Source organism: Sodaliphilus pleomorphus, assembly GCF_009676955.1.
Taxonomy (GTDB): domain Bacteria; phylum Bacteroidota; class Bacteroidia; order Bacteroidales; family Muribaculaceae; genus Sodaliphilus; species Sodaliphilus pleomorphus.
Genome location: NZ_CP045696.1, coordinates 3197873 through 3223653, shown reverse-complemented (window position 1 = coordinate 3223653; position 25781 = coordinate 3197873). Strand labels below are relative to the sequence as shown.

Annotated in this window: 16 protein-coding genes; 8 read left to right on the top strand and 8 right to left on the bottom strand. The window is 52.9% G+C overall.

All coding sequences use genetic code 11. The features are described 5' to 3' along the window. Positions 1 to 5 precede the first annotated feature (5 nt). The 5 genes from GF423_RS13470 to GF423_RS13450 form a co-directional block, all read right to left on the bottom strand. On the bottom strand, positions 6 to 4574 hold the full coding sequence (locus GF423_RS13470) for a translocation/assembly module TamB domain-containing protein (protein ID WP_154328841.1): 4569 nt from the start codon (positions 4572 to 4574) through the stop codon (positions 6 to 8). Positions 4575 to 4595: 21 nt separating this feature from the next. Next, positions 4596 to 6572, bottom strand: a complete 1977-nt coding sequence (locus GF423_RS13465) for an NAD(+) synthase (protein WP_154328840.1) — start codon at positions 6570 to 6572, stop codon at positions 4596 to 4598. 350 nt (positions 6573 to 6922) lie between these two features. Further along, positions 6923 to 8119: a homoserine dehydrogenase gene (locus GF423_RS13460; RefSeq protein ID WP_154328839.1), complete on the bottom strand. Its 1197-nt coding sequence runs from the start codon at positions 8117 to 8119 to the stop codon at positions 6923 to 6925. Between the two features lie 10 nt (positions 8120 to 8129). Further along, positions 8130 to 9155 carry a homoserine O-acetyltransferase MetX gene (metX, locus tag GF423_RS13455; protein WP_154328838.1) on the bottom strand — a complete coding sequence of 342 codons (1026 nt, stop codon included), beginning with the start codon at positions 9153 to 9155 and terminating at the stop codon, positions 8130 to 8132. A gap of 128 nt (positions 9156 to 9283) precedes the next feature. Beyond that, positions 9284 to 12409: a glycoside hydrolase family 2 TIM barrel-domain containing protein gene (locus GF423_RS13450; protein WP_235911778.1), complete on the bottom strand. Its 3126-nt coding sequence runs from the start codon at positions 12407 to 12409 to the stop codon at positions 9284 to 9286. Between the two features lie 367 nt (positions 12410 to 12776). On the opposite strand from GF423_RS13450, the gene spt reads away from it, so the two are divergent. Both spt and GF423_RS13440 read left to right on the top strand, forming a co-directional pair. Further along, a complete protein-coding gene (spt, locus tag GF423_RS13445) occupies positions 12777 to 13964 on the top strand; it encodes a serine palmitoyltransferase (RefSeq protein ID WP_154328837.1) in 1188 nt (395 codons plus the stop codon). Positions 13965 to 14191: 227 nt separating this feature from the next. Further along, entirely contained in the window at positions 14192 to 14749 is a 558-nt protein-coding gene (locus GF423_RS13440; protein WP_154328836.1) for an IS1096 element passenger TnpR family protein, read from the top strand. 199 nt (positions 14750 to 14948) lie between these two features. Here the strand turns inward: GF423_RS13440 and GF423_RS13435 are convergent, their stop codons facing one another. Continuing rightward, positions 14949 to 15827 (bottom strand): META domain-containing protein, encoded by an 879-nt coding sequence (locus GF423_RS13435; RefSeq protein WP_154328835.1) that lies wholly within the window; start codon positions 15825 to 15827, stop codon positions 14949 to 14951. Positions 15828 to 16094: 267 nt separating this feature from the next. Here GF423_RS13435 and dpp5 point away from each other — a divergent pair, with 267 nt between their 5' ends. Together dpp5 and GF423_RS13425 are read left to right on the top strand one after the other, a co-directional pair. Next, a complete protein-coding gene (dpp5, locus tag GF423_RS13430; protein ID WP_154328834.1) occupies positions 16095 to 18239 on the top strand; it encodes a dipeptidyl-peptidase Dpp5 in 2145 nt (714 codons plus the stop codon). A gap of 145 nt (positions 18240 to 18384) precedes the next feature. After that, entirely contained in the window at positions 18385 to 18675 is a 291-nt protein-coding gene (locus GF423_RS13425) for a TIGR04076 family protein (protein ID WP_154328833.1), read from the top strand. 6 nt (positions 18676 to 18681) lie between these two features. On the opposite strand, the gene GF423_RS13420 is transcribed toward GF423_RS13425, so the two are convergent. Continuing rightward, positions 18682 to 18849, bottom strand: coding sequence for an alpha/beta fold hydrolase (locus GF423_RS13420; protein WP_154328832.1), 168 nt, complete (start codon positions 18847 to 18849; stop codon positions 18682 to 18684). Between the two features lie 165 nt (positions 18850 to 19014). Here GF423_RS13420 and GF423_RS13415 point away from each other — a divergent pair, with 165 nt between their 5' ends. Next, positions 19015 to 20358, top strand: a complete 1344-nt coding sequence (locus GF423_RS13415; protein ID WP_154328831.1) for a TIGR00341 family protein — start codon at positions 19015 to 19017, stop codon at positions 20356 to 20358. A gap of 32 nt (positions 20359 to 20390) precedes the next feature. Here GF423_RS13415 and pepI read toward each other — a convergent pair whose 3' ends face one another. Next, positions 20391 to 21272, bottom strand: a complete 882-nt coding sequence (gene pepI, locus GF423_RS13410; protein ID WP_154328830.1) for a proline iminopeptidase — start codon at positions 21270 to 21272, stop codon at positions 20391 to 20393. 250 nt (positions 21273 to 21522) lie between these two features. Between pepI and GF423_RS13405 the strand changes: the two genes are divergently transcribed. The 3 genes from GF423_RS13405 to gcvT all read left to right on the top strand — a co-directional run bounded on the left by GF423_RS13405 (position 21523) and on the right by gcvT (position 25771). Beyond that, positions 21523 to 22602, top strand: coding sequence for an acyltransferase family protein (locus GF423_RS13405; RefSeq protein ID WP_154328829.1), 1080 nt, complete (start codon positions 21523 to 21525; stop codon positions 22600 to 22602). A 107-nt stretch (positions 22603 to 22709) separates the two neighbouring features. Continuing rightward, entirely contained in the window at positions 22710 to 24554 is a 1845-nt protein-coding gene (gene lipA / locus GF423_RS13400) for a bifunctional lipoate--protein ligase/lipoyl synthase (protein ID WP_154328828.1), read from the top strand. 119 nt (positions 24555 to 24673) lie between these two features. Continuing rightward, a complete protein-coding gene (gene gcvT / locus GF423_RS13395; protein ID WP_154328827.1) occupies positions 24674 to 25771 on the top strand; it encodes a glycine cleavage system aminomethyltransferase GcvT in 1098 nt (365 codons plus the stop codon). Positions 25772 to 25781 lie beyond the last annotated feature (10 nt).

Here is a 25781-nt window from a genome sequence, read left to right as displayed (position 1 = left end):
CTGTTTCATCTCTGCAATTTCGACGAGTCACTTTTCACTGATGGGGCCGTGCGCACTGGCACATGCAGTGTGTCGGGCACGGCACTGGGGCGACGCTTGAAGAAATTGCGCCAGTTGTCGAAGTCGTGCTTATAGACGATGCCCACACCCTGCGTGGTCAACGCGTTGCGCACATAGTAGTTCTGGTCGTTGTAGTGATTGTAGGCCTTGAGGCGGAAGGTGCCCTTGCTATTGAGCAAGTACTCGATGTCGAAGTCTCCTATAAAATTTGAGTTTTTGGCGTTGTAGGCATTGTCACGATAGCCGAAGTTGCCGTTAAAGAGCAATCGGTTGTTGAGCAACTGGCTGGATAGGGCAAGGTCAACTTCCATGTCGGAAAAGTCGCCCTTGTTGCTGCGGAAGTTGGGCGATATGCTCCAGTTCTCATTTAAGCGTCCCAGCATGTTGCCCAACTGCGACGATATCGTCGACGAGGCAACCGAGGTGAGCTCATTGTTGGTCGTGGAGTTGTTCATGTACTCGGGCGTGTAGAAGCGATTCAGTGCCAGCAGGTATACGATTTGACGGTTCATCATGTCGTCGGTGCTGATGATGCTGTTGATTTTTCTCACTGCCTCGGTCGTGAGCGTGGGGAACTCGAGCGAGAACGAAATGTCGGGCTGGCTTATTACCCCCTTGGCCATGAGCACAGCATGTACAGGCACGTTGGTGCGATTCAGCTCACGGTCGTCGGCAAAAGACTCGTCAAGGTCCTTGATGTTGGCGTTGAGGGCATAATAGGCCTTGATGTCGAGTATGGCTTTGTAGGGATCGCCCTGGAAGCTGATAGCGCTGCCGCTCTGTATTGTAAAGTCCTTGATAATGATGTCTTGCAACGTGAAATTGTAGGAACCCTTTTCCAAAACATATTTCCCGTACATCTCGAGTTGCTGATCGCTGTTGTCGTAGGCCATGCGCAAGTTGCCACGGCCCGTCGCCTTTATTTTGTCGCCACTCACGGGGTCCATCACAAGCACCATCTGCATGTCGGGGGTAATGTCGCCCTGCAGGTCTATCTTGTACTCGGTGGGCAGCGAGGGTTTCTGCTCCTGCGCAATCTTCTGCGTGAGCAACTTGACAATATCGGGTACAGTGTCGGCAGGCTGCTCACTGGCGGTATCGACCGGGTGATTGAGCTGGTCGCGATCGCGGTAGGTGATGAAGTTGTAGGCCTGGGCCTCCTCGCTGTCGGACAACACGAAGGTGAACTTGCTGCGCGGCGCCGACTCCATATTCACCTTCACGCTCACCGTGCCCGGCTCGCCAGTGACAAAGGCCGAGCCGTTGCCATACACAGTGCCATACCACACAGGATTGATCGAAGCATTGGTGTCGTAGCACAGCAAGTCGCGCGCGCCAGTGATTGCAAAGTTAAATGAGGGATTGTGAAAATGGTCATGCTTGACCCAGCCGCTCATGGTAGCCTCGTGATTGTCGCGGTCGTGGATCTTCACATTGGAAAACCTTATGTTGCCCGGTGTCATGTGCACCGAGTCGCTGCACGAGTAAACTACGTTGCTGAAGTCGAGCTTAAACTTTATGTCATCGGCATAGATGTCACCATACAGGTCTATTGTGTGGAAATTGCCCAGCAACACTGCATGGCCCGAGACCTGCCCACGCACGTCGCTTGTGAAGGCCGACATGAACGGCTTCATAAACTCGACATTGGCCTTGTGGGCATTGAAATCGAAGTAAAGCGAGTCTTGCTTAGGGAAGATGGCGCCGTTGATGAGCGAGTGCAAGCCGTTGTGCTGCGAGATGTCGGCATTGATGGCCACCGACTGGTTCTCGTTGTCCCAGTGGCTCTCGATATCGGCATCGCCCATGAGCGCTCCATTGTACTTGATATTTTTCACCTTGAGGTCGGGTGTTTCCAGGCGCGGAGCTCCCGTAAACAGGTTACTGGCAAGGAACGTGCCAGTTGCCCGCCCGCCAAACTGCACATTGCTTATGTTGAGCGTTTCAAAGATATAGTCAAGGTCGATATCCTTGATAGACAGTGCCAACTCATCGGCAGGATTTTTCGACACCTTGCCTTTGATATTGATAAATTGCTCACCACGGCCGGCGTGAATGCTGTCGACAACCACTGCACGATGAGCTATATCGAGTGAGCCCTGCCCCACCTTCCACACAGTATCGTTGACGACCACATCCGACGGGGTCACCACCACATGTGCCACAACGCCATTGCCTTCTCCCCGCGACAGGGTCGTGGTCGTCTTGATGTCGCCGTGATAGTCATGCTCGCGGTTGTATCTCCACCCCAAGTCGGTATCGATGCGGTTGCGAGCCGCCAAGGCATCGACGTTGATTGCAATTTTTCCATCTTTAGAAGGGTAAAGCGTGTGGGCGTTCACGATCACGTCGTTGCCCTCGTTGTCGTAGCTTGCCGTGAGGCTTGTACCCTCGATGAGCTTGTTGCCTTGCTGCAAGTAGGGCGCGTTGACCGTCACGTTGAGCACATTGTCGGGGATGCTCAAGTTGCCGTCGATAATCACCTTATAGATGATTTTCACCGGCAAGTTCACCAAAGCCTGGAATTCAGAATTAGGCTCCAGCTCAAAATTGAACCTGAACATGTTGCGAGAGCGCGCAGTGGCATATTTGGCATATTGACCAAACAAACCGGGCAAGGCTTTAGACAGCATGCCCTTTATCGACGGCAACAAGGTGGCAAAGTCAAACTGACCTTCTACTGATCCGTGCATGAAGTCGGAGTTCAGCTCCACCACCTGAGGCCGAGCCGAGTTGTTGGCCATGAGGTCCAGATTGTTGAGGTGATAGGTTTTGCCATTGGCAGCGCGATAGGAGATGTTGCTTATCGACAGGCCACCCGTGGCATTGTCAAGACTGTTGCCCACAAAGGAGGCCCGGCCATCGAACGAAAACACATTGTCGCGCCCTGGCACAAGACGCATGCGCTGCAGGTTGACTTGACGAGCCGTCACCACAGCATCGATACTGGTATTGCGTCCAGCCAAAGTGGCTTTGCCTTTCAGATTCAGCTTCCCGTTGGGGTCGTCGATGCTGAAACTGCCCTCATAGCTGTTGGCAGTGGCCCGCACATCGGCAAGTATATTCCTGTATCGGTAGCCCTTGAAGTCGACATAGGGTACTCCGCCCTTGACCGAGCCCCGCTGCAACTTCCCGTGCAAGAGGTTGATCGCCACATCGGCATTGATGGCAAGCTCGCCCCACATGTTCTTCTTGTTGAGCAAGGTGCCCACATCGAGCCTCGGGGTCTCGATGCGGCCACTGACATCGATTGCGCCCTTGCCGCGAGTGCAAGTACCATCGATCTTGACTGGGCCCAACGATGAAACCACATCACCCTTAAAAAACACATTTCTCAAGTTGCCACGGGCAGTGCCTGTCAGGCTCAAGTTGCCCAATGCCGAAATGATGCGCTGAGGCTCGGGCTTGAGCTTGACCAGTGTGCTTGTGATTTTTGCAATTTCGCTGGCCTTGGCTTGCACGTTGAAGTGAGGAAAGTTGAAGGCCAAGGCGTGTGGGTGGGTCAAGTTCTTCAAGTCACAAGCCAGGTCGAGCGTGATGCGGCTATTGTGGCTTTTCACATTCAAAACTGGCACGTGCAGGTCGTCGGGATAGCCGTTCACCGTAGCAGTGACAAGCAATGGCGTGTTGAACTGCGACAAGGCCGGCATGAAGCAGGCAAAATCGCTGGGAGTGATGTGGGAGTGACGCAACGACAAGTTGAGCGGTTGGCGTTTGGCATAGAGCAACACATGCTTCAACGAGTCGTAGTTGATCACTTGATCGTTAGGCTCGAGCAATGTGCCTGGCAGTTCAATCTGAATGTTGGAAATTACAGTCTGCTTGCCTGTAATGGCAAGACGTGTCGCAAAATTCTTGATTTTCAAACCGCTACCCTCGTTCAGTGACATGCGTTTTATATCGATCAAGAAGTCATTGTTCTTCAGTTGGGGTATATCAATATCGGCTCTCAAGTCACCCACAGCCAAATGGTTAACATCAAACGTCCTCTTGCGAGGCTTGTTGAGCACATCATAGGTGATATAGCTTTTCCTCATCACAATGTTGTGGATTTCAAGGTCGAATTGCGTGGGCTTTCGCTTCACCTTAGGCTTGAATGCATCGATGATAAACTGCATGTTGGTAGGGCTATCTGGGTCAGGACGAGTGATGTGACCATGCAGCCCTATGATTTCGCCATAGGTGATAACAATGCGACGATCGGCAATGAGACTCTTCATGCTTATACCAGCCGCCAGCTTGTCGACATGAAACAAGGGCTTGTGCTGCTGGTCGGGAATGTTGACTGCCTCCAATATCACCTGATTGAACGGCTTTATGGTAAGGCTGCCTATCGTGACGTGAGTCTTCAACGTGTCGCTCAACTCGTGTTCAACAACGCCCTTTATTCTATTCTGCACCACCGGAACGCTCAGCAAGATATACAACAAGGCATACACAGCCACAATAGCGACTATGGCAGTCACCACAATGGAGCGCACAACGTTGTAGCTATACCTTACTGTTTTGTTCATAGCAGCACGCACGTATTTTTCTCATTGAGGCAACTCGTCGCACTCCTTTATCCACAGCCGCACAGCAGCGTCGCTGGGCATGCGCCAGTCGCCACGTGGCGACAAGCTCACACTGCCCACCTTGGGACCGTCGGGCAGGCACGACCGCTTGAATTGCTGTCCAAAGAAACGCCACATGAACTTGGTGAGCCACTTCTTTATTGTCTTGCGATCATAGTCGCCTTCAAAAGCCAGGTTGGCCAGCAAGTAAAGCTTGCGCGGCGAGTAGCCATAGCGCAACATGTGATACAGGAAGAAGTCGTGCAGCTCATAGGGTCCCACAAGGTCCTCGGTCTTCTGCTGTATATTGCCTTGAGCATCGGCCGGAGTGAGCTCGGGGCTTATGGGTGTGTGCAACACGTCGAGCAGCGTCTCGTGTATTTTCAGCCCCTCGGGTGTAGTGGTAGAAGCCAACGTGGCAAACCACATGACCAGATGCTTGGCAAGTGTTTTAGGTATGCTGCAGTTCACGTTGTACATCGACATGTGGTCGCCGTTGTAGGTGGCCCACCCCAAGGCAAGTTCAGAGAGGTCGCCTGTGCCAAGTACAATGCCTCCAGTCTTGTTGGCATAGTCCATCAATATTTGCGTGCGCTCGCGTGCCTGCCCGTTCTCATAGGTCACATCGTGCACACTCATGTCGTGCCCGATATCGGCAAAGTGCTGCGTCACGGCAGCTGCGATCGAGATTTCTTTCACCGTAATACCAAGCGCATGCATGAGCTCGAGTGCATTATTGTAGGTACGGTCGGTAGTTCCAAAGCCAGGCATTGTGATGCCGTATATTCCACGACGGTCGAGGCCCAACTTGTCGAAGGCCCGAGTGGCTACAAGCAAGGCCAGCGTAGAATCAAGACCTCCCGACACACCCACCACCACAGTTTTGATGCCAGTGAAGTGCAGGCGGCGCATGAGACCCTCAGTCTGAATGTTGACAATGTCCTCGCAACGGCTGTGCAGCCTGCTCTCCTCGCGGGGCACAAAGGGCAACTTCTTCAACGGCCGACACAAGCGAGTCTCGTCGTAGTTGAGTGTTGCTGGCCAATCGAATGACACATGATGCATCTCACGCGCATATTGAGCCAGGTTGTCGCTGTAGCTCCCGTTCACCCTGCGCTCGTTGTTGAGCGCCTCGATATCGATGTCGGCCCACTCGAGTTGCGAGGTTTGCTCAAACCGCGCCCCTTCCTTGAGCACAGAGCCGTTTTCGGCAATGATGGCATTGCCGGCAAAGACAAGGTCGGTCGTCGACTCCCCATAGCCTGCCGAGGAGTATACATAGGCCGAAATACAATGTTCTGACTGGTGCTTGATGAGATTTACGAGATAATCGTGCTTGCCTATGAGCTCATTAGATGCCGAGAGGTTGACAATCACATTAGCCCCATTTATCGAGTAGATTGAACTCGGAGGTATGGGCACCCACAAGTCCTCGCATATCTCTACAGCCAGCTTCACCCGGCCGGCGTCGAAGATAATGTCGGCTCCAAACGGGTAGCTGCTGCCATTGAAGGTGATCTCATGCTGATTGCGCACGAGATTATAACTCGTGAACCAGCGCTTCTCATAGAATTCCTTGTAGTTGGGCAAGTAGGTCTTGGGCACAAAACCCAGTATCTTGCCCTTGTGCATCACCACAGCGCAATTGAAAAGGTGCCCGTCGGCCCTGACTGGAGCTCCCACAATCACGACAATGTCGACTCTGGCCGTCGCCTCCCCAATGGCCACAATAGCCTGCTCGGCGCTGTCGAGCAGCACCTCGTTGGCAAACAAGTCGGCACATGTGTAGGATGTAACACTCAACTCTGGAAAAACCACAAGCTGCGCCCCGGCATCGGCAGCATGCCTCGCACAGTCAACAATCTGTGCCACATTGTATTCAACATCGGCGACATTGACTTGCGGCACTGCTGCAGCTACGCGTATATATCCGTAATCGTTTTTATTTTGCAAAGTCATCTTGTAATCTCAACAATTGTAACTTGCAAAATTAAGCAATTTTGCCGACAACCATTGTATCACCGTTTCAAAAACTTGTCGACTCTTAACAAAATTGATAAAAAATGGACCGATATCAACGCTGCAACAGTAATTCCTGGTGTAATCAAAAAGGGTACATGAAGTAGAGGGGCGGTACTCAAAGTGCATCGCGTCGAAATAACAGCACACTACATTTGCAGAAAGGGAGAGCGTGACTGTTTAAGTGGTTTACGCCTGTAGATATAGCCAAAACAGCAAATTCCCATAAAATAGCAGAAGAATTTTGCCATACGATGAGCTCATGTTTCGCCTCAAAGTGAGAAAGAGAGTCAGTCGTGGGGATATAGCGAGAGAAAGACAGGAGCATTGCGCAGCTCTTGGGCGCGGTCGTGCAACTCCTGCAGCGATACCTCACCCACCACATACTTGAAGCTATCGCTATAGTAACTCTCACTTATATTGGTGAAATTCAACAGGTTTAAGTCGTGAGGAGTGTCGTAGCGATAATACACACGCAGGCGGTGGTCGTTGGTGAACACGGGCTTGTGGCTACTCAACAGCTTCTTGTACTCATAGCGGTAGTCGTAGAGCTGGGCGGTGATGTCGCTAAGCACAGCTGAACCAGTGGGAAAGCCGCCGGCTCCCTGCCCGAACATAAACTGCTTGTAATAGAACAGACCCTTGATGACCACGCCGTTGAACTCGTCTTCAACGCTGTAGATATACTTCTGCTTGGAGAGCAAGTGCGGCATGACCGAGAGAATGAGCCGGTTGTGGGCTACTTTCTCGGCCCAGCCCACCAGCTTGATGCGGCGGCGCTTCTCGACAGCAAACTGGATGTCGTGCTCGTTCATGTTGCCGATGCCGAAGGTAAAAATCTCATTGCTCGGCACATAGACGCCAAAAGCGTGCATGGTGATGATGATAAGCTTGAACACCGAGTCCCAGCCGCCAATGTCGAGTGTGGGGTCGCTCTCGGCAAAACCGAGTTTTTGAGCCAGGGCCAGAGCTGCATCATAGGTCATGCCCTCGTTGAAGATTTTAGACAAAATAAAGTTGGACGAGCCATTGAGTATACCTTTCACCGAAATGAGCAGGTCGTTGTCGTAATACTCCTCGAGGTTTCTAATCACGGGGATGCTGCCACAAGCCGAAGCGTCATAGAGCAAAGCCGTGTCGTGCTGCTTCTGCAACTCGATCATTTCGGGCAAATGGGCCGCAAGCATCTTCTTATTGCCGCTCACCACAGGATAACCAGCCGTGAGAGCACGCTTGACGATGGCATAGGCGGCATCAGCATCGTCGATGAGCTCGACAATGAAGTTGACGCGCGGGTCGGCAAAGATGTCGTCGGCCTCGCTGGTAAATTCGAGCTCGGGCGCTTGCTGCTGGTGCTTAGCCACATTGCGCACACACACCTTCACGAGGTGCACATTGTCGGGGTCGATTTTCTTGAGCACGTCGTAGAGTCCCTTGCCCACGGTGCCAAATCCAAATAGACCTATATATATCTGCTTGTCGTTCATGTCATTTGTGTTATTGTTGTTTATTATTTAGAAAACGTTGAATGATGGCATTGAGCTGCTCGTTCTCAACCAAGAAGCCATCGTGGCCAAAGTCGGAATCGATTACTTCCATGTGTACATCGGGAATATTGCGTGTGAGCACCTCGTGCTCCTCGACAGGAAACAAAATGTCGCTTGTGATGGCCACTACAAGCGTGCGGGCCTTGATGCACTGCAAAGCACGAGCCACTCCACCACGACCACGGCCCACATCGTGAGAGTCGAAGGCCTGAAGCAACCGGTAATAAGAATAAGCATTGAAGCGCCTGCACAATTTTTCTCCCTGGTGGTGCTGATAGGACTGCACCCTGTGGTCGAAGCAAGTGGCAGCACGGCTTGTATCGGCCTGGGTCTTGTTGTAGGCCTTGCCGCCTCGATAGCTGAGCAGGGCAATGGCGCGTGCCACGGCCATGCCAGTCATGCCAGCCTGGGCACTCGGCGAGCCGAAGGTGGAATCGCAGTCGATAGCCATGCGCTGGGTCTCGTTGAAAGCCACCTGCCAAGGCGAGGCCTGTGCTGCCGTAGCAATGAAAGCGGCATTGCGGGCAAATTGTGGCTCAGAAATGCACCACTCCAAACACTGAAAGCCACCTATGCTGCTACCCACAAGCAGCTGCACGTGGTCGATGCCCAGGTGCCTGGCCAGCAACCGATGGGCCCTCACCATGTCGCGCATCGTAACCCGCGGAAAACTCCCCCACCACGGCTGCCCTGTGGCAGGATTGATGCTCGACGGGCCAGTCGTGCCGTAGCAGCTGCCCAGGATGTTGGCACACACGATATAGTACTTCTCCGGGTCGAGAAATCGATTAGGCTCGACTGTGCCGGGCCACCAATCGGCCACATCGCTGTTGGCCGTGAGGGCGTGGCAAACCCAAACCACATTGTCGCGAGCGGGGGCAAGAGTGCCCCAAGTATCGTAGGCAATATCAAGTGAAGGCAACGACTGGCCGCTTTCAAGCGCGAAAATGTGATTATAATTGTAGATTTTAGACATATCGTAATTTTGGTTGCAAAATTACAGCATCATAATCTACAAATAAAATTATTATTAGGAATAATTTCTTGAAATATTAAATTATTCAGAATACAAATCTACGTTAGCTCATTTTTCATACTAAAGTATCAGTGCAAGGGCCTAAGAGAGAACCTGAACACCTTGGAGCCATAACCCACACGGTACTGCGGCAGCGCCTCGGCATTCTGGCTCCAGCTGTCGATACCACCCACGCCAGCCTGTGCAAGCTCAAAGAGCAGGACCGTGTACTGTGACTTTGCCAGCTGTGAGGGGTGGCGCTGGTGCTTCTCCAGCCCCTCGTCGAGCTCATCGAGGTCGTAGTGCAACGCGCTGGCCTGCATCAAGCTGCCGCGGGGGATAACGTAAAGGCCGCCGCCAGGACTGAGCACCTTGAAGCATCTAATGCCAGTGTGGGTGCCCGTCTCCTGCGGACGAATGTAGGGATAAAACATAGCATCGACACTGGTGTGATACAAGCCCACATGCTGCGACTCACAGCGGTCGACGTAGTTCTCGACCGGACCACGACCGTAGTAGCGCACCTGGTCGTATTGTGCCGGCAACTGCATCATCATGCCATAGTTCAGCATCTCGGGCACACGCGTGGAGTCGCCCCTGGCCTCAAGGCTCTGGGTGACGTCGAGCACAGCGTTGCCGTGAATGACATAAGTGAGTGTGAGCACAGCCTTCACTTGAGGCATGTCGTAGCAGGCCGTAACGGTGGCAACCCGTTTTCCCCTGTCGAGGCGGGCATCAATGTGTTTCAACGTCATCGTGGGTGCACGCCACACACCGCAACGCTTAGGCAGGCCTGCGCCCATGTCGTTGTCGGTCACAGCTCGCCAGAAGTTTGGCCGCAAAACGCCACCGTTGCCCAAATAGTCGTTGTACTTGGTGAGCATCCAGTTGGCTTTCTTGGCGAATGTCACCTCCACGCTTTCGCCCTTTATTACAATTGACTCGGCAGTGCGTTTCAGCCGCAGCTTGCCGCTGGCAGGCGCCGGCGAAGCTGCAACATAGCAGCCGCCCACCTTGAATTGCTGGTGCGCTGCCACGTGGCCTGCAGCCAGCAGCGGCTCGGCAGTCTTGAGCTGGAATTCCACATTGAGAAACACCTCGTGAGCAGAGGTGTCGGGCATGGAATAGCCGGGCAGCTGTACTTGCGTCTGCTCTTGCGGGGCGACATGCAACGTGGCAAGACGGGCAGCCGGCGAAGCCACGCCGTCGAAAACAAAGTTGTAGACGAGCTCGTAGTTGTCTAAATTTCTGAAGGCATTCTCGTTTTTCACCTCGACAATGCCATGTTGCAGGTCGATGGGCTTCACCCAAATGTTCTGATAGAAGTAGCCCACTTCGTGCGCCTCGGGATTGAGGCCGCGGTCGGGATTCACAATGCCGTTGCAATTGAAGTTGTTGTCGCTCGGGTCGTAGCTGTTGAAGTCGCCGCCATAGGCCAGGATGTTCCGGCCAGCACTGTCTTTCCAGTGAATAGCCTGGTCGACGAAATCCCAAATGAAACCACCCTGAAACTTAGGGTATTTCCTCACCAGCTCCCAGTACTCCTTGAAGCCGCCACACGAGTTGCCCATGGCATGGCTGTACTCGCACTGGATGAGCGGACGGCTATTCTCGGCAGAAGTCGAACGAGCATACCTCTCGCAGGCTGCCTGTGACCAGTACATGGGGCACACGATATCGGTTTTACCGCTGGGCTCATACACTGCACGCTCATACTGGATTGGGCGCTGGGCGTCTTGCGAGCGTATCCAGTCGTAGGCCGCATTGAAGTTCTGGCTCCAGCCAGTCTCATTGCCCAAGCTCCACATGATGACACTGGGGTGATTGAAATTCACCTTCACATTGTGCTGGTTGCGTTCCATGATGGGCTTGGCCATCATGGGCGTCTTAGCCTTGGAATCATCGTCATAACCCAGGCCGTGGCTTTCCTGATTGGCCTCGGCACACACATAGATGCCATACTTGTCGCACAGGTCATACCACCGTGGGTCGTCGGGATAGTGGCACGTGCGCACGGCGTTGATGTTGAGCCGCTTCATGATGGCAATGTCCTGCTCCATGCGCTCGGGACTCACGACATAGCCGCCATCGGGGTCCATCTCGTGGCGGTTTACTCCTTTTATCATGATGCGCTTGCCGTTTACCATGAGTTGTCCGTCCTTGATTTCCACTCGGCGGAAGCCCACCTGCTGCGAAACATAGGAATAGGGCTTGTGGTCACCGCCAGGCGCCGTGGGAGCCAGCACCAGGGTGTAGAGATAAGGCGTCTCAGCGCTCCACTTGCAAGGATTGTCGACTGTCATTCTAAAACTCGCCCGGCCATTGCTTACATGACTGTTTGTGTTCTGGGCCACGATATTGCCAGCAGAGTCGAGCAACCAGGCCTCGAGGTTGCATGTGCCCTGCATGGTCACCGCCACATCGAGCACGCCGTCGCGGTAATCGTGGGCGAGTGTGCTGCTGATGCGCACATCGGCAATCGCATCATGCTGGCGTGCAAAGAGATAGCACTCACGTGCAACTCCACTGAAGCGCCAAAAGTCCTGGTCCTCGCTATAACTGCCGTCGCACCAGCGAAAGACCTGAAACGAAATCAAATTGCGTCCTGGCTTGAGCAGGCGCGTGATGTCGAACTCGGCAGCAACCTTACTGTCCTCGCTGTAGCCTGCAAACTTGCCGTTTACATAAAGGTATATATTGCTGGTCACCGACCCGAAGTGCGCGATCACCTGCTTGCCGCTCCACGAGGCAGGAATGTCGATCACGCGCCTATAGCTTCCCACGTGATTGTCCTTGACGGGCACTTGTGGTGGATTGTTGTCGAAGTGGCCCATCCACGCATACCCTATGTTCACATAGCAGGGAGCGCCATAGCCGTTGAGTTCCCACAAGCCAGGCACAGGCATTGTCGCCCACGAGGAGACGTCGAGATTCTCCTTGTAAAAATCAAGCGGGCGCTGGTCGGCATCGGCCACCCAGTTGAATTTCCACATTCCCGTCAGCGAGAGATAGTCGGCACTGCGCTCTTTATCGCCATCGAGCGCCATCGCAAAATTGTTGAATGCAAAAAACGAGGCATGATCGGGCAGCCTGTTCAGGCTGTTGACCTGCATATCGTGCCACTCATTGCCGCTTGGCAGATTACAGTTGTCGTGAGCGGCTGCCATTGCTGCACTGGCAAGCATGACAAACATAGCCAAATACTTTAACGCCATGATAAAAAAGTTTCAAGTGTGATTTTACAAAGTTAAGGCATTTTTCTCAATTATTGTCAAATTGTAAGTGGCCATGTGTGACAATTCCCAAAAAATTAAGCTACCTTTGTGGTCGTGTAATGAAAATTGCACAAAATCGCGAAGTTGTGAAATTTTAGTGTTAAAAAATATTTATTGAGACTTTCTGTTTGTGAGTTGCACATTTGTAGATTTAAAAGAAACCAAAATGACAGCAAACCTGGCAATCAATAAAATTTTTTCACTTTTTTTTAAATTTAATTTTGTAAATTTGCAGCCTCGATGATTTAGCGGCACGTTGTGCCATCGTCGATGAGCATATAATACTAAAATTAGTCAAGCATCAACTATGAAGCTATTACAAGCTAAATTAGCAAAATATGATGAACCCCAAAAGGCAAAAGCCTTGGGTATTTATCCTTATTTCAGAGCTATTTCAAGCGAGCAGGACACCGAAGTCATCATGAATGGCAAGAAGGTGCTCATGTTTGGTTCCAACTGTTATTCGGGTCTGGTCAATGACAAGCGTGTGCACGAGGCTGCAATCGAAGCCATCAGGAAATATGGCACAGGTTGTGCAGGCTCACCGTTTCTGAACGGCACGCTCGACATTCACAAGGAACTTGAGCAGAAGCTGGCAGCCTACGAGGGTAAGGAAGACGCCATGATCTACTCTACAGGCTTTGAAGTAAACTTGGGCGTAGTATCGACGGTAACAGGCCGCGACGACTATATCCTGTGGGATGAGCAAGATCATGCCTCAATCATCGAGGGGCGTCGTCTCTCATTCTCCAACTCACTGAAATACAAGCACAACGACATGGCTTCGCTTGAAACGCAGCTCAAGAAATGCGACCCCGACCGTGTGAAACTCATCGTTACCGACGGAGTATTCTCGATGGAAGGTGACGTGTGCAAGCTGCCCGACATCGTTGACCTGGCCCACAAGTACAAGGCAAGCATCATGGTTGACGAGGCTCACGGCATAGGCGTCTTTGGCGAGGGCGGCCGCGGCGTGTGCGACCACTTCGGGCTCAAAGACGAGGTCGATATCATCATGGGCACATTCAGCAAGTCGTTTGCTTCGCTGGGCGGTTTTGTTGCTACCGACAAAATCATCACCAACTACCTGCGCCATCACTCCCGCTCCTACATCTTCACAGCCAGCATCACGCCAGCCAGCACAGCGGCAGTGAGCAAGGCTCTCGACATCATGATTGCCGAGCCCGAGCGCCAGGAGCACTTGTGGGAAATCACCAAGTTTGCGCTCGAAGGCTTCCGCGAGATGGGATGCGAAATTGGTCACACCGAGACACCCATCATCCCGCTTTTCATTCGCGACAACAACAAGACCTTTGCCATCACACGCGACCTGCTCAACGAGGGCATCTTCGTCAACCCGGTTGTGTCACCGGCTGTGGCTCCCAACGACACACTCATACGCTTCAGCCTCATGGCCACCCACACCAAAGCCCAGGTTGAGACCGCACTCGAAAAGATACACAAGGTGTTTAGAAGCTACGGTCTGGTAAAATAACCATCGCAGCAATCGCCCACACCTACTACACTCATATAGAAGCCGTCAAGACATTGCCTTGGCGGCTTTAATTCTATTATTAGATCAGCATTTTTAGGGTCGAAAAGTTGCACAGAATAAAAATATTTCTTGTCGTTTATTTTTTCTTCACTAAGCATTACCGACAACGTTTTTTTTATTAATTTCGCACCGTTAATATTCAATACAGAAAAATTGCACTCTAAACTATGATTTATAAATTTCTTGTTGGTTCAGAAGAGTCGGAGAATTTTAAACTTGAGATCAAGATCGACTCTGAAGACACCTTTATGAGATTAAGAAACACAATACTCGATGCCAGCGGCTACAGCAAGGAGCAGATGGACTCCTTCTACATTTGCGATGACGATTGGCATAAAGAAAAAGAAGTCACTGTGATGGACATGGGCTCTGACAGCGACGAAGACGTGTGGATAATGGACGACACCCCACTCGACGAGCTCCTCGACGAAGAGGGACAAAAACTCAAGTTTGTATTTGACTACATGACTGAGCGATACTTCTACATGGTGCTCAAAGAGACCATACCTGGCAAAAGCCTGCACGACCCACTGTGCACACGCAAGGAAGGCAAGGCTCCTAAAGAAACCACCGACTATGAGGAGCCCGCAAAGCCAGTTGCCAAGATTCCCGATGCCACCATCGAGGACCTGGGCGAGGAGTTCTACGGCGACGAGTCGTTCAATGAAGACGAACTGGGCGACCTCGACGAGTATGACGGCGGCGACGACGGCCTCAACGCTTGACAGCAATTATCTAAAATCGAGATTAACGCGTGCACAAATAATAATATAAATAGCCATCATAATACCGAAAGCGGCTGGGCAATCGTCCAGCCGCTTTCGGTATCCTTGCTTCGGGTGCCAGCATGACGGAAATTCAAAACAATCACAAGAAGAGACGGCAAGCTCCCGCACTTAGCTGCTTGCACCGAACCACCTTTGCCTATTGCCCACCGCGCTGAGCGCGGCGCTCGGCCTTGAGGTCGATGTGGATGAGCACCATCACGATGGTGCCGTCGCGGTTGAGCAGCGCCACCTCATTGTCGTTGATTTTCTTGCACGAGGCGGTTTCCTCAAGATTAATGAGCATTTGAGTCTCGGTATCGATGTCGTCGCACTGGTTGTGCGATGATTTCAAGTCTTCAAATTCTACGTCCATCTCCTGCGAGGGGTCGACAGTGATCACGCCATTGATGATGTTGCACTTGGTGAGTGCATTGATAGTGAGCATCTCAACGTCGATCACAAGCTTCAAGTCCTTGCTTGCCACATTGCTTCCTCCCATTTCCTTAACCCGCCACGAGCCGTTCAGGAAATCGAGGTTCTGGCGTCGCAAGGTCATGATCACTTGTCCTTTTCCATTTTTCAAGTTGAGATACCACATGTTGTAGAGCGAAGTCACGTCGTAGGACCTGACCTCGTCGAGGGCACGCATCACTGCCCGCTCGGTAGAGGCATTGCTGCATTTCTCGTTGCTGGCGATGAGCTTGTCGAAGCCCATGCTGCTGCCTTGCAGCGTGAACACGCCGTTGATTGTGTTGCAGCCATTGTTGCCATAGAGCCTGTTGCCATTGAAATCCAGGTAAATGTAGGCACGGTTGGGGGTGGCGATATCGCGCTTGCGCAATTTCACGACCGTCCACTCGCCATAAAGTTGCGTGGCAGCATCGACGATCGTAACCGGCTTGGGTGTCTCGACAGGGGCAGCCTCCTCGATAGTCACCACCTGCTTCTCATATTTCTTTGTCTTCTTGTCGGCCAGTGCGCCAGCAGGCGCAAAAATCAAGCCAAGCAGAAGACCACATGCAATCAACTTCCTCATCTTGGAAAATTTAAAAAGATAAACATATTGTTTTATTTTTCAAATTTCGCAATTTTGGTCTAATTGCACAAATTCATTCCTCAATTTTAAGAAATAATAAGTATAGCATAGCTAAATAGCGAAGAAGCCACAATCAAGATTCAGGCACAACACGAAAGGCGATGTTGAGCATCGTGTGTTTTTTGCATCACAAAAAATTTGCAAGCTAACACTTAAAAAATTAATTTTGCATACATTAAAATTACGTAATTCAATCAAGATAATATTATGAAAATTTTCAAACCAGTAATTATGGCATCGGCTATGGCGATGATGGCGACCGGCACACCTGCTGCCACCGGACAGAACGTGACCAAGGCCCCTGGCGGAAAGTTCACTCCCGAAGTTCTCAACAGTTTTGGCCGCGTGAGCGACCCACAAGTTTCACCCGACGGCAAGCGAGTGCTCTACGGGGTGACACGCATCGACATTGCTGCCAACAAGAGCAACCGCGACCTGTGGGTGATGGACATCGACGGCAAGAATGCCACACAACTCACCAACACCCCCAACAGCGAGAGCAACGCTGTGTGGATCGACGGCGGCAAGCGCATTGCCTTTGTTTACAAGGATGACAAGGCCGACAAGGCAGTGAACCAAGTGTGGGTGATGAACGCCGACGGCACTGGCCGCCAGTGTGTATCGAGCATGAAAAAAGACATTGAGGGCTTTTCTATCTCGCCCGATGAGAAAAAGATAATCGTGATATCGACAGTGAAATACGACACACGTGCAGTCGACGTTTACCCCGACATGCCCAAGAGCGACGCCCGCATCATCGACGACTTGATGTACAGGCACTGGAACGAGTGGGTCGAAGAGATTCCGCAGCCCTGGGTGGGCGACTTCGACGGCATGCAGGTGGCCAATCTCAAAAATGTGCTCGAGGGCACCAAGTTTGAGTCGCCCATGCGCCCCTGGGGCGGTGTTGAGCAACTGGCGTGGATGCCCGACAGCAAGAGCTTCATCTACGTGTGCCGCAAGAAGGTGGGCAAGGACTATGCCCTCTCGACCAACAGCGACCTCTACCTCTATGACCTGGCCAGCGGCAACACTACCAACCTGACCGAGGGCATGATGGGCTACGACAACAACCCTGTGGTGTCAAGGAGCGGCAAGATTGCCTGGATATCGATGGAGCATGACGGCTATGAGGCCGACAAAAACCGCATCTTCGTCATGGACAAGCCTGGCGGCACCAAGGTCGACCTCACTGCCGACTGGGACTACAGCGTTGATGCTGTGGCGTGGAGCCCCGACGAGAAATACATCTACTTCACAGCTCCCTATCATGGCACGATACCCATGTTCCGCATCAACGTGGCCAACAAGAAAGTGGAGCAGATAGCCGGTGGATGGCAAGACTACAGCGGCATGATTTCTGTGGGCAAAAACCTGATTGTGACTACCGTGCAATCCTATAGCAGCCCAGCCGAAATCTACAGCGTGAAAATTGGCACCAAGCCCGCGGCACAGCTCTCCACAGCCGCGACCAAGCTCACGGCCGTCAACGACGAGCTACTGGCCAGCATCGACCCCATAAGCTGCAGGCAGGAGTGGGTGCCCACCACCGACGGCAAGCAGATGCTCACCTGGGTAGTACTGCCCCCCAACTTCGACCCCAACAAGAAATACCCGTCAATCTTCTTCTGCGAGGGTGGTCCGCAATCGCCAGTATCACAATTCTGGAGCTACCGTTGGAACATACGCATCATGGCCAATCACGGCTATGTAGTGATACTGCCCAACCGCCGCGGCATGCCTGGCTGGGGCACAGAGTGGAACGCCGAAATTTCGGGCGACTACTCAGGCCAGAACATGAAAGACTACATGGCAGCTGCCGACTACATGAAGAAGCAGTCTTATATCGACGGCGACCACATGGGATGTGTGGGCGCCAGCTACGGCGGCTACTCGGTGTACTGGCTGGCCGGACATCATAACAACCGCTTTGCCTGCTTCCTCTCGCACGCTGGCATCTTCGACCTGCGCGCCCAGTATCTCGAGACCGAGGAAATGTGGTTTGTGAACTGGGACCTGGGCGGTGCACCTTGGGACAAGGATAACGCCACTGCCATGCGCTCCTACCGCGAGGCCGACCCCAAGAACTTTGTTCAGAACTGGGACAAGCCCATCATGGTGACAACTGGCGAGAACGACTTCCGCATAAGCTACACTCAGACGATGCAAGCCTTCAACGCAGCACGCCTGCGCGGCATTCCCACCCACATGGTGCTCTACCCCAGCGAGTGCCACTGGGTGCAACGCCCGCAGAACAGCATCGTGTGGCAGCGCGAGTACTTCAAGTGGCTCGACCGCTGGCTCATGCCTGACAGCGAGGCTGCCAAGCAAGCTGCTGCCCAAGGCAAGTAAAAATAACAAATAGAAACCACACCGCAATCCTGCACCATAGTGCTAAGGGTTGCGGTGTCTTCGTTATGTGAGTGTATTGTCACATCAAATCCTGCTCAACAGAACTGGACGTATCAAGAAAAAATCGTAAGTTTGCAACTGCAATATGAAAAGAGCTAAGATAAAAATCACGGTCGTCGACCGCAAGGGCCCCATGGGGTGCCATCACGGCCACCGCAAGGGCGACACTTGGGACTGGGACACCCAGCGTGGCTCGCTGTGCCCTATGGCCCAGCATGTAATGTTCCCTTACATCGACATCTTGAGATACGGCGGCCAGCTGCCAGGCAAAGACCCAAGCAGCATATGCGTGTGCTGCCCCGATGTCGACGTGATCAACGTGTTTAAGATTGAAAAGATAGAGCCCGAGCCTCCCGCAAGCACGCCCCAAGAGTGACCGTGCTCAGTCGACGCGGTTGAGCCACTGGGAGAGCACGTCGCAATAGCGGTCGGTTTGCTCCACAAAGCACATGTGACGGGCGCCGTCGAAGAGCTCCCACTGCGTGTGGGGAATGGCGTCGTACATGAGCTTGGCAATGAGCGGTGTGCACATGTCGTTGGTGCCGCTCATGATGAGGCACGGTGTTGAAATCTCGCCCAGGCGGTCGATATAGTCAAAGTCCTTGAGCGTTCCCAGGGGGGTGTACTCGTTGGGCCCCCAAGCTGTGATGTAGGTCGGCTATAGACTACTTTCACGATAACAACTCATTTATTATTAACATACAGACTGTCAATCATGGACAAACAGCAAACTCACACATTGTGGCAAATTGTGAAATACTATTTCAACGTCATGCCCGACAAGGAGGACGAATCCCTTACCGTGAGTCAAATAAACAGCGGGATCTCCTTTCATGGAGCCAACTTGTGGGTGCTCATCTTTGCTATCTTCATCGCCTCTTTAGGGCTCAACGTCAACTCCACAGCTGTCATCATAGGCGCCATGCTCATATCGCCACTCATGGGTCCTATCATCGGCATGGGACTTGCTGTGGGCATAAGCGATCTGGAGCTACTCAAGCGCTCAGCCAAGAACTATCTTGTAGCAACTGGCATCAGCGTGCTCACTGCCACCATCTACTTTTTGCTTACACCACTCAACGAGGCCCAATCAGAATTGCTGGCCCGCACATCGCCCACGCTCTACGATGTATTGATCGCCTTGTGCGGCGGAGCAGCAGGTATTCTGGCCATCTCGACCAAGGGCAAGGGTAATGTCATCCCTGGCGTAGCCATTGCCACCGCGCTCATGCCTCCACTTTGCACAGCGGGGTACGGACTGGCCATGGGCAAGGCTCAATTCTTCTTCGGAGCCTTTTACTTGTTTTTCATCAACACTGTATTTATCAGCCTGTCCACCTTTTTAGGGGTGCGCATGATGCATTTCCATCGCAAGCAAATAGTAAATGCCAGCCGAGTCAAGGTCGTAAACCGGTACATTCTTGCCGTTGTCGTGCTAACCATGCTGCCCGCCAGCTACATGACAATGAAAATTATAGGCAAGAGTGTAGCCGACAACAATGTTCGCAAGTTTGTGAAAAAAGAATGCACATTTCCTGGCACACAAGTCGTTTCACAGTCGACCGATGACAAAACACTAAATCTTGTTTTGGTGGGCAAAACCATAAGCAACAACCAGATCGACCACATGCGCTCCATGATGGGAGAATACCAGCTGGGCGGCTATCGTCTAAATATCATCCAAGGCTCACAGTCTGACAGTGTGCTTATTGCCCAGACCTTGAATTCGGCAAACAGCAACACCGAGGCCAGCAAACAGAAAATCATGGAACAGAGTGCGCGCATACAAGCGCTTGAAACTCGTCTTGAGGGATATGAGCGCTATACGTTGATGAGTGCCGAAATTGGAAAAGAAGCCAGCACAGTGTGGCCCGATGTAATGGGCATAAGCCTGACACGAGCCTCTGAATGGAAAAACGACTCGACCAGGACATCGCAATATGTACTGGCTGTAGTGGGCTGCAAGCGAACCTTGGGTGCCAACGAGCGTGCCCGCATGCAGTCGTGGTTGAAAGAACGTACGCATGCCGACAGCGTGAGACTCGTTGTCACGCGATAGGCAAAAGCTCAACACATGTGAGCGAAGGTCGCTCAGTCGACGCGGTTGAGCCACTGGGAGAGCACGTCGCAATAGCGGTCGGTTTGCTCCACAAAGCACATGTGACGGGCGCCGTCGAAGAGCTCCCACTGCGTGTGGGGAATGGCGTCATACATGAGCTTGGCAATGAGCGGTGTGCACATGTCGTTGGTGCCGCTCATGATGAGGCATGGTGTTGAAATCTCGCCCAGGCGGTCGATATAGTCAAAGTCCTTGAGCGTTCCCAGTGGGGTGTACTCGTTGGGGCCCCAAGCTGTGATGTAGGATTCCTCGCCTGCCTTCTTGGGGCGGCGCAGGCACTCGGGGCTGTCGGGGGTGACAGGACCAGCGCAGTGCAGGGCCATAAAGTGATCGTTGGCCTTTAGATAGTCCTGGCTGGAATAGTCGTTGGCAGCCTCGGCCCGGGCTATGGCTTCCTGATCCTCGCGACTCATAAACTTGATGAGGCGGTGCTGCTCCTTGCCCCAAAGCCAGCTTGCCGGGAGACCGCTCGACAGTATGGCCGACTTCACGCCTGCCGGTTTTTCCTCGATGAGGTATTGAATGGCCAGCATCACGCCCCACGACTGGCCCAAGAGGTGCACCTCGTCGATGTGCAGATAGTCGCGCAGGGCCTTGAGCTCATCAACCCAGGTCTGGGCAGTCCACAGCTCGGGGTGACCGTCGACATAGGAGTTGCCACAACCCAGCTGGTCGTAGGAAATCACCTGCCGGCCAGTGAGGGACATGCGGTCGAGCACTTCAAAATAGTTGTGTGTGCTGCCTGGCCCGCCATGCAACAGCAGCAAGGGAGCCTTGCCGTCGCACTGCTCGCCGGCAATGCGATAGTAAGTCTTGTAGCCCATAAAGGGCATGTATCCGTCTTCGATTTTCATTTGCCTTAAAGTATTACGATAGGTTATCTTTGCAAAAATAAGTATTATGCCTCACATGTGCAACTGTCGATGCCCGCTCAGGCCGTCATACAACAATATGCGGGCCGAAAAAATTGTGCGGGTCGGCACTATTGCTTAACTTTGCCGCCTACTCTCTCGACAGCGACGGCTGCAACGGGCTGTGACATGCCGGCAGCACACCATCGCCACGTAACAAACTACAATTTACACTCATCTACAACTGAACACAATGAAAACTATGCTCACTATCGCTCCATCATCGATGCCGAGCTGCAGCAGCAACAACAATGGCCGAGAACATTACGGGGCCTTAGACGGCATGCGCGCCTACGCGATAATTGGCATTGTGATGATGCATGTTTTATCTGACATTGCTATTAAGCCCAGCGAGAACTACTTGACAACAACTGTCATTCCATTCTTCACCAACTTCGTGTTTCTCTTTATGATGATAAGCGCATTTGGCTTGAGTTGTGGATATTACGACAGGATTAAAGCCTGTCATATTACGCCTCACGCCTTCTACCTAAAGCGATACAAGCGTGTTTTGCCTTTCTTTGCCATCATGGTTATTATCGACATGACGTGGACACACAATTTAGGCGCCCTGCTTGAAGGCTTTGCCGACCTCACGTTGTGCTTTGGCCTTTACCCGAACGTCAAAATCGGAGTTATCGGAGTGGGGTGGTTTTTAGGTGTGATTTTCGTGTTCTACATGCTTTATCCGTTTTTCGTTTTTCTCATTGACAATCGGCGCCGGGCATGGGGCACACTTGCGGTATCGGTGTTGCTTGCACTGATAGGGATCTATTATTTCGGCTCAAAACAATACTTCCAGCAACCAACCGATTTTGAACGAGATAACATACTGTACTGTGCACCCTATTTTGTAGTTGGGGGCATTGTCTATCTATACCGTCGTCAGTTAGCCGCATGGGTGAGCGCCCACAAGCTGCTGGCACTCGCTGGCGCGTGTGCAATCACGGTGGCAACATTCATGTGCCTCGACCGCCTTGTTGAATTGGCGTCATGCACCATCATTTTTGCAACGTGGCTCATCTATGGTTTAGGGAGCAACGACGTGGTGCTGAACAACAGGGCAACCAGGTATCTTGGAAAAATAAGCATGGAGGTCTACCTGTGCCACATGATGCTGTTCCGCGTTACGGGTCTCATGCATTTAGAAAAGTTGATTGCCAACCCCAACCTTCTTTATATCCTTACGCTGTTGGCAACCCTGATTGGAGCCGTAGCCTTTGCCCACGTGGTCAAGTTCTATGTGATAAACAAGATAAAATGGCTACAATAGCCCGACTGGGGGCGGCACGATTATAGTGCAACATAAAATTGCGGATTTCGGCGCAAATGCTTAACTTTGCCCATAATGATCTTAAAACAACTTTTTCTGAAACTGAAATGAAATATATCAACCTTCCAGCTCCACGCCAAGGAGAAAGCCGCCAGTTGCCATTCTATTTCGCTGTAGAGGAATATGTGGCCAAGCATTTCACCGACGACGACTATTTCTTCATCTGGCAAGTTGAGCCCACTGCCATGCTGGGCCGCAACCAGCTGCTCGAGAACGAAGTAAACGAGCAGTACTGCCGCGAGCACGGCGTGCACATCTACCGCCGCAAGAGCGGAGGCGGCACCGTCTATGCCGACCGGGGCTGCCTGCAATTCAGCTACATCACCAAGGAGGGCAACGTGAATGCCCTGTTCAACGACTATATCGACCTCGTGGTCAAAGCCATCAACCGGCTGGGCGTCGCAGTGAGCTCATCGGGGCGCAACGACATCCTTGTGGAAGGCAAGAAAGTGGCAGGCGCAGCCTTTTACCGCTACGGCAATCGCAGCGTGCTGCACAACACCCTGCTCTACTCCACCGACCTCGACCAGCTGGCCAGCTGCCTGAAGCCGTCGAAAAAGCTTGAGAGCAAAGGCGTGAAATCCAATCGCCAGCGCGTAGCCAACCTGGGCGACTACACCAGGCTGACACTGCCACAGTTTGTAGAGCAGTTGCGGCAGCTCGTGTGCGGAGACAGCCAGATCACCCTCAACCAGGTCCACATGCAAGGCGTTGCCCAGCTTGAGAAACCACTGGCCTCGCACGAATTTGTCTATGACAACTCGCCCAGCTACACCGTGAAGCGCAGTCTCATCTTGAAAGATGTGGGCGAGATTGAAGCAAGAGTTCAGGTAAAAGCTGGAAAGATACAATATATCAACCTTGTGGGCGACTACTTCTTGCTCGGCGACCTTGACCGTGACCTGCTGGCGCGGCTGCAAGGTGTAGCCTACGACCGCGAGGCTGTGACCCAGGCACTCGACGGCGTCGACACGGGCAAGGTGATACGCAACCTCACCGTCATGCAGTTCTTGCGGCTGCTCTTTGGCAGGCCGCCCCACTTGCCCAAGCCCGAGTGGCTGAAAATTGACCTTACCTCGACCACGACCACACGACACACAAGCGATGCTGTGGCTGGCAACCACCTCAACACGATATGCACCAGCGGCCTGTGCCCCAACAAGGCCGAGTGTTGGAAAGCAGGCACAGCCACCCTCATGATAGGCGGCAATGTGTGCACGCGCAACTGCCGCTTCTGCAACACACCCTCGGGGCGGCCGCAACCGCTCGACCCTTACGAGCCCCTCAACGTGGCCAAGGCTGTGGCACAGTTGCAGCTCAAGCACGCCGTCATCACCTCGGTCGACCGCGACGATTTGCCCGACCTGGGTGCCCGACATTGGAGCCTGACAGTGAAAGCCATCAAAGAACTGAACCCGCACACCACTGTCGAGGTGCTCATCCCCGACTTCCAAGGGCGCCTCGACCTGGTCGACATGGTGCTGGCCGAACAGCCCTATATCGTGGGGCACAATATCGAGACCGTGAGGCGGCTCACCCCGGCAGTGCGCAGCGTGGCCCAATATGACCAAAGCCTCGACGTGCTGCGCCACATCGCCGAGCGCGGTTTCACAGCCAAGTCGGGCCTCATGCTGGGCCTGGGCGAGACCGAGCAGGAGGTGGAGCAAACCATGGACGACCTGCTCGCCGCAGGTTGCAAGATACTCACTATAGGGCAATACCTGCAACCCACATTGCGGCACATTGCTGTGAAAGCCTACATCAAGCCATCGAAGTTTGCCCAATACAAGCAACTGGGCGAGGACAAGGGCTTTGAGCAAGTGGTGAGCGGCCCCTTTGTGCGCTCGTCCTATCACGCCGAGCAGTACAAAACCCTGCAACGCCAAGAGTGATACAACGAGACACTTTAAAAAATTGTGCGGCACAATGCCGAAGTGTAAATAATTTTATCTATCTTTGAAGAAAAATATAACTGCAATACCAACAACCTTTTATTTCACATAAAACAACTATGGCAGAAAACAAAAAAACATGTCTTTATGACAAGCACGTAGCACTGGGAGCACTCATGAGCCCTTTCGGAGGCTTCGACATGCCCATCCAGTATGCTGGTATCATTGAGGAACATAACGCCGTGCGCAAGCATGTGGGCGTGTTTGACGTCTCACACATGGGCGAGTCGAGAATCACTGGCCCCGATGCCGAGAAATATGTGAACCACGTGTTCACCAACGATGTGTGGAACGCCCCCAAGGGCAAGGTGTATTACGGCATGATGCTGTATCCCGACGGCGGCACTGTCGACGACCTGCTGGTCTACAAAATGGGCGACAACGACTTCTTCCTGGTCTATAACGCTGCCAACATCGACAAGGATGTGGCTTGGCTCGACGAGCAAAAGCAGGACTACAACGTGAGCATCGCACACCAGAGCGACTTCTACGGCCAGCTGGCTCTGCAAGGCCCCGAGGCCGAGGAAAAGCTCAAGAGCGTGCTCGGCATCGATGGCAGCGACCTCACATTCTACACCCACAAGGAACTGGAGTGCAACGGCGAGACCATCATCGTGAGCCGCACGGGCTACACAGGCGAGGACGGCTTTGAAATCTATGCCAGCCACAATACCATTGTTGAGATGTGGGACAAGCTCATGGCTGCCGGCGTGCAACCCTGCGGCCTGGGATGCCGCGACACGCTGCGCTTTGAGGCTGGCCTGCCGCTCTACGGCGACGAGCTGAGCAAGGACATCTCTCCCATCACAGCCACACTGGGCATGTTTGTCAAGCTCGACAAGCAAGGCGGCTTTATCGGGCGCGACGCCTGTGCCCGTCAGAAGGCCGAGGGCAGCCCCAAGAAGCTGGTGGGCCTCGAGCTGCACGACCGCGCCATTCCGCGCCACGGCTACGACGTGCTCGATGCCGACGACAAGGTGGTGGGCTACATCACCACAGGCTACCACAGCATCTCTCTCGACAAGAGTTTGGCCTTTGCCCTGGTCGACCGCAGCGCCGGCACACTGGGCAACGAGCTGAAGGTGAAGATACGCAAGAAGGTATTTCCCGCCACCGTTGTAAAAAAGCGCTTCTATCAAGCCAACTACAAGAAATAGCACAGGTGGC

Excerpts from the sequence above, each read along its gene's own strand:
- GF423_RS13470 (WP_154328841.1), bottom strand. The coding sequence starts at position 4,574 with ATGAACAAAACAGTAAGGTATAGCTACAACGTTGTGCGCTCCATTGTG.
- GF423_RS13465 (WP_154328840.1), bottom strand. The coding sequence starts at position 6,572 with ATGACTTTGCAAAATAAAAACGATTACGGATATATACGCGTAGCTGCA.
- GF423_RS13460 (WP_154328839.1), bottom strand. The coding sequence starts at position 8,119 with ATGAACGACAAGCAGATATATATAGGTCTATTTGGATTTGGCACCGTG.
- metX (WP_154328838.1), bottom strand. The coding sequence starts at position 9,155 with ATGTCTAAAATCTACAATTATAATCACATTTTCGCGCTTGAAAGCGGC.
- GF423_RS13450 (WP_235911778.1), bottom strand. The coding sequence starts at position 12,409 with ATGGCGTTAAAGTATTTGGCTATGTTTGTCATGCTTGCCAGTGCAGCA.
- spt (WP_154328837.1), top strand. The coding sequence starts at position 12,777 with ATGAAGCTATTACAAGCTAAATTAGCAAAATATGATGAACCCCAAAAG.
- GF423_RS13440 (WP_154328836.1), top strand. The coding sequence starts at position 14,192 with ATGATTTATAAATTTCTTGTTGGTTCAGAAGAGTCGGAGAATTTTAAA.
- GF423_RS13435 (WP_154328835.1), bottom strand. The coding sequence starts at position 15,827 with ATGAGGAAGTTGATTGCATGTGGTCTTCTGCTTGGCTTGATTTTTGCG.
- dpp5 (WP_154328834.1), top strand. The coding sequence starts at position 16,095 with ATGAAAATTTTCAAACCAGTAATTATGGCATCGGCTATGGCGATGATG.
- GF423_RS13425 (WP_154328833.1), top strand. The coding sequence starts at position 18,385 with ATGAAAAGAGCTAAGATAAAAATCACGGTCGTCGACCGCAAGGGCCCC.
- GF423_RS13420 (WP_154328832.1), bottom strand. The coding sequence starts at position 18,849 with ATGAGCGGCACCAACGACATGTGCACACCGCTCATTGCCAAGCTCATG.
- GF423_RS13415 (WP_154328831.1), top strand. The coding sequence starts at position 19,015 with ATGGACAAACAGCAAACTCACACATTGTGGCAAATTGTGAAATACTAT.
- pepI (WP_154328830.1), bottom strand. The coding sequence starts at position 21,272 with ATGAAAATCGAAGACGGATACATGCCCTTTATGGGCTACAAGACTTAC.
- GF423_RS13405 (WP_154328829.1), top strand. The coding sequence starts at position 21,523 with ATGAAAACTATGCTCACTATCGCTCCATCATCGATGCCGAGCTGCAGC.
- lipA (WP_154328828.1), top strand. The coding sequence starts at position 22,710 with ATGAAATATATCAACCTTCCAGCTCCACGCCAAGGAGAAAGCCGCCAG.
- gcvT (WP_154328827.1), top strand. The coding sequence starts at position 24,674 with ATGGCAGAAAACAAAAAAACATGTCTTTATGACAAGCACGTAGCACTG.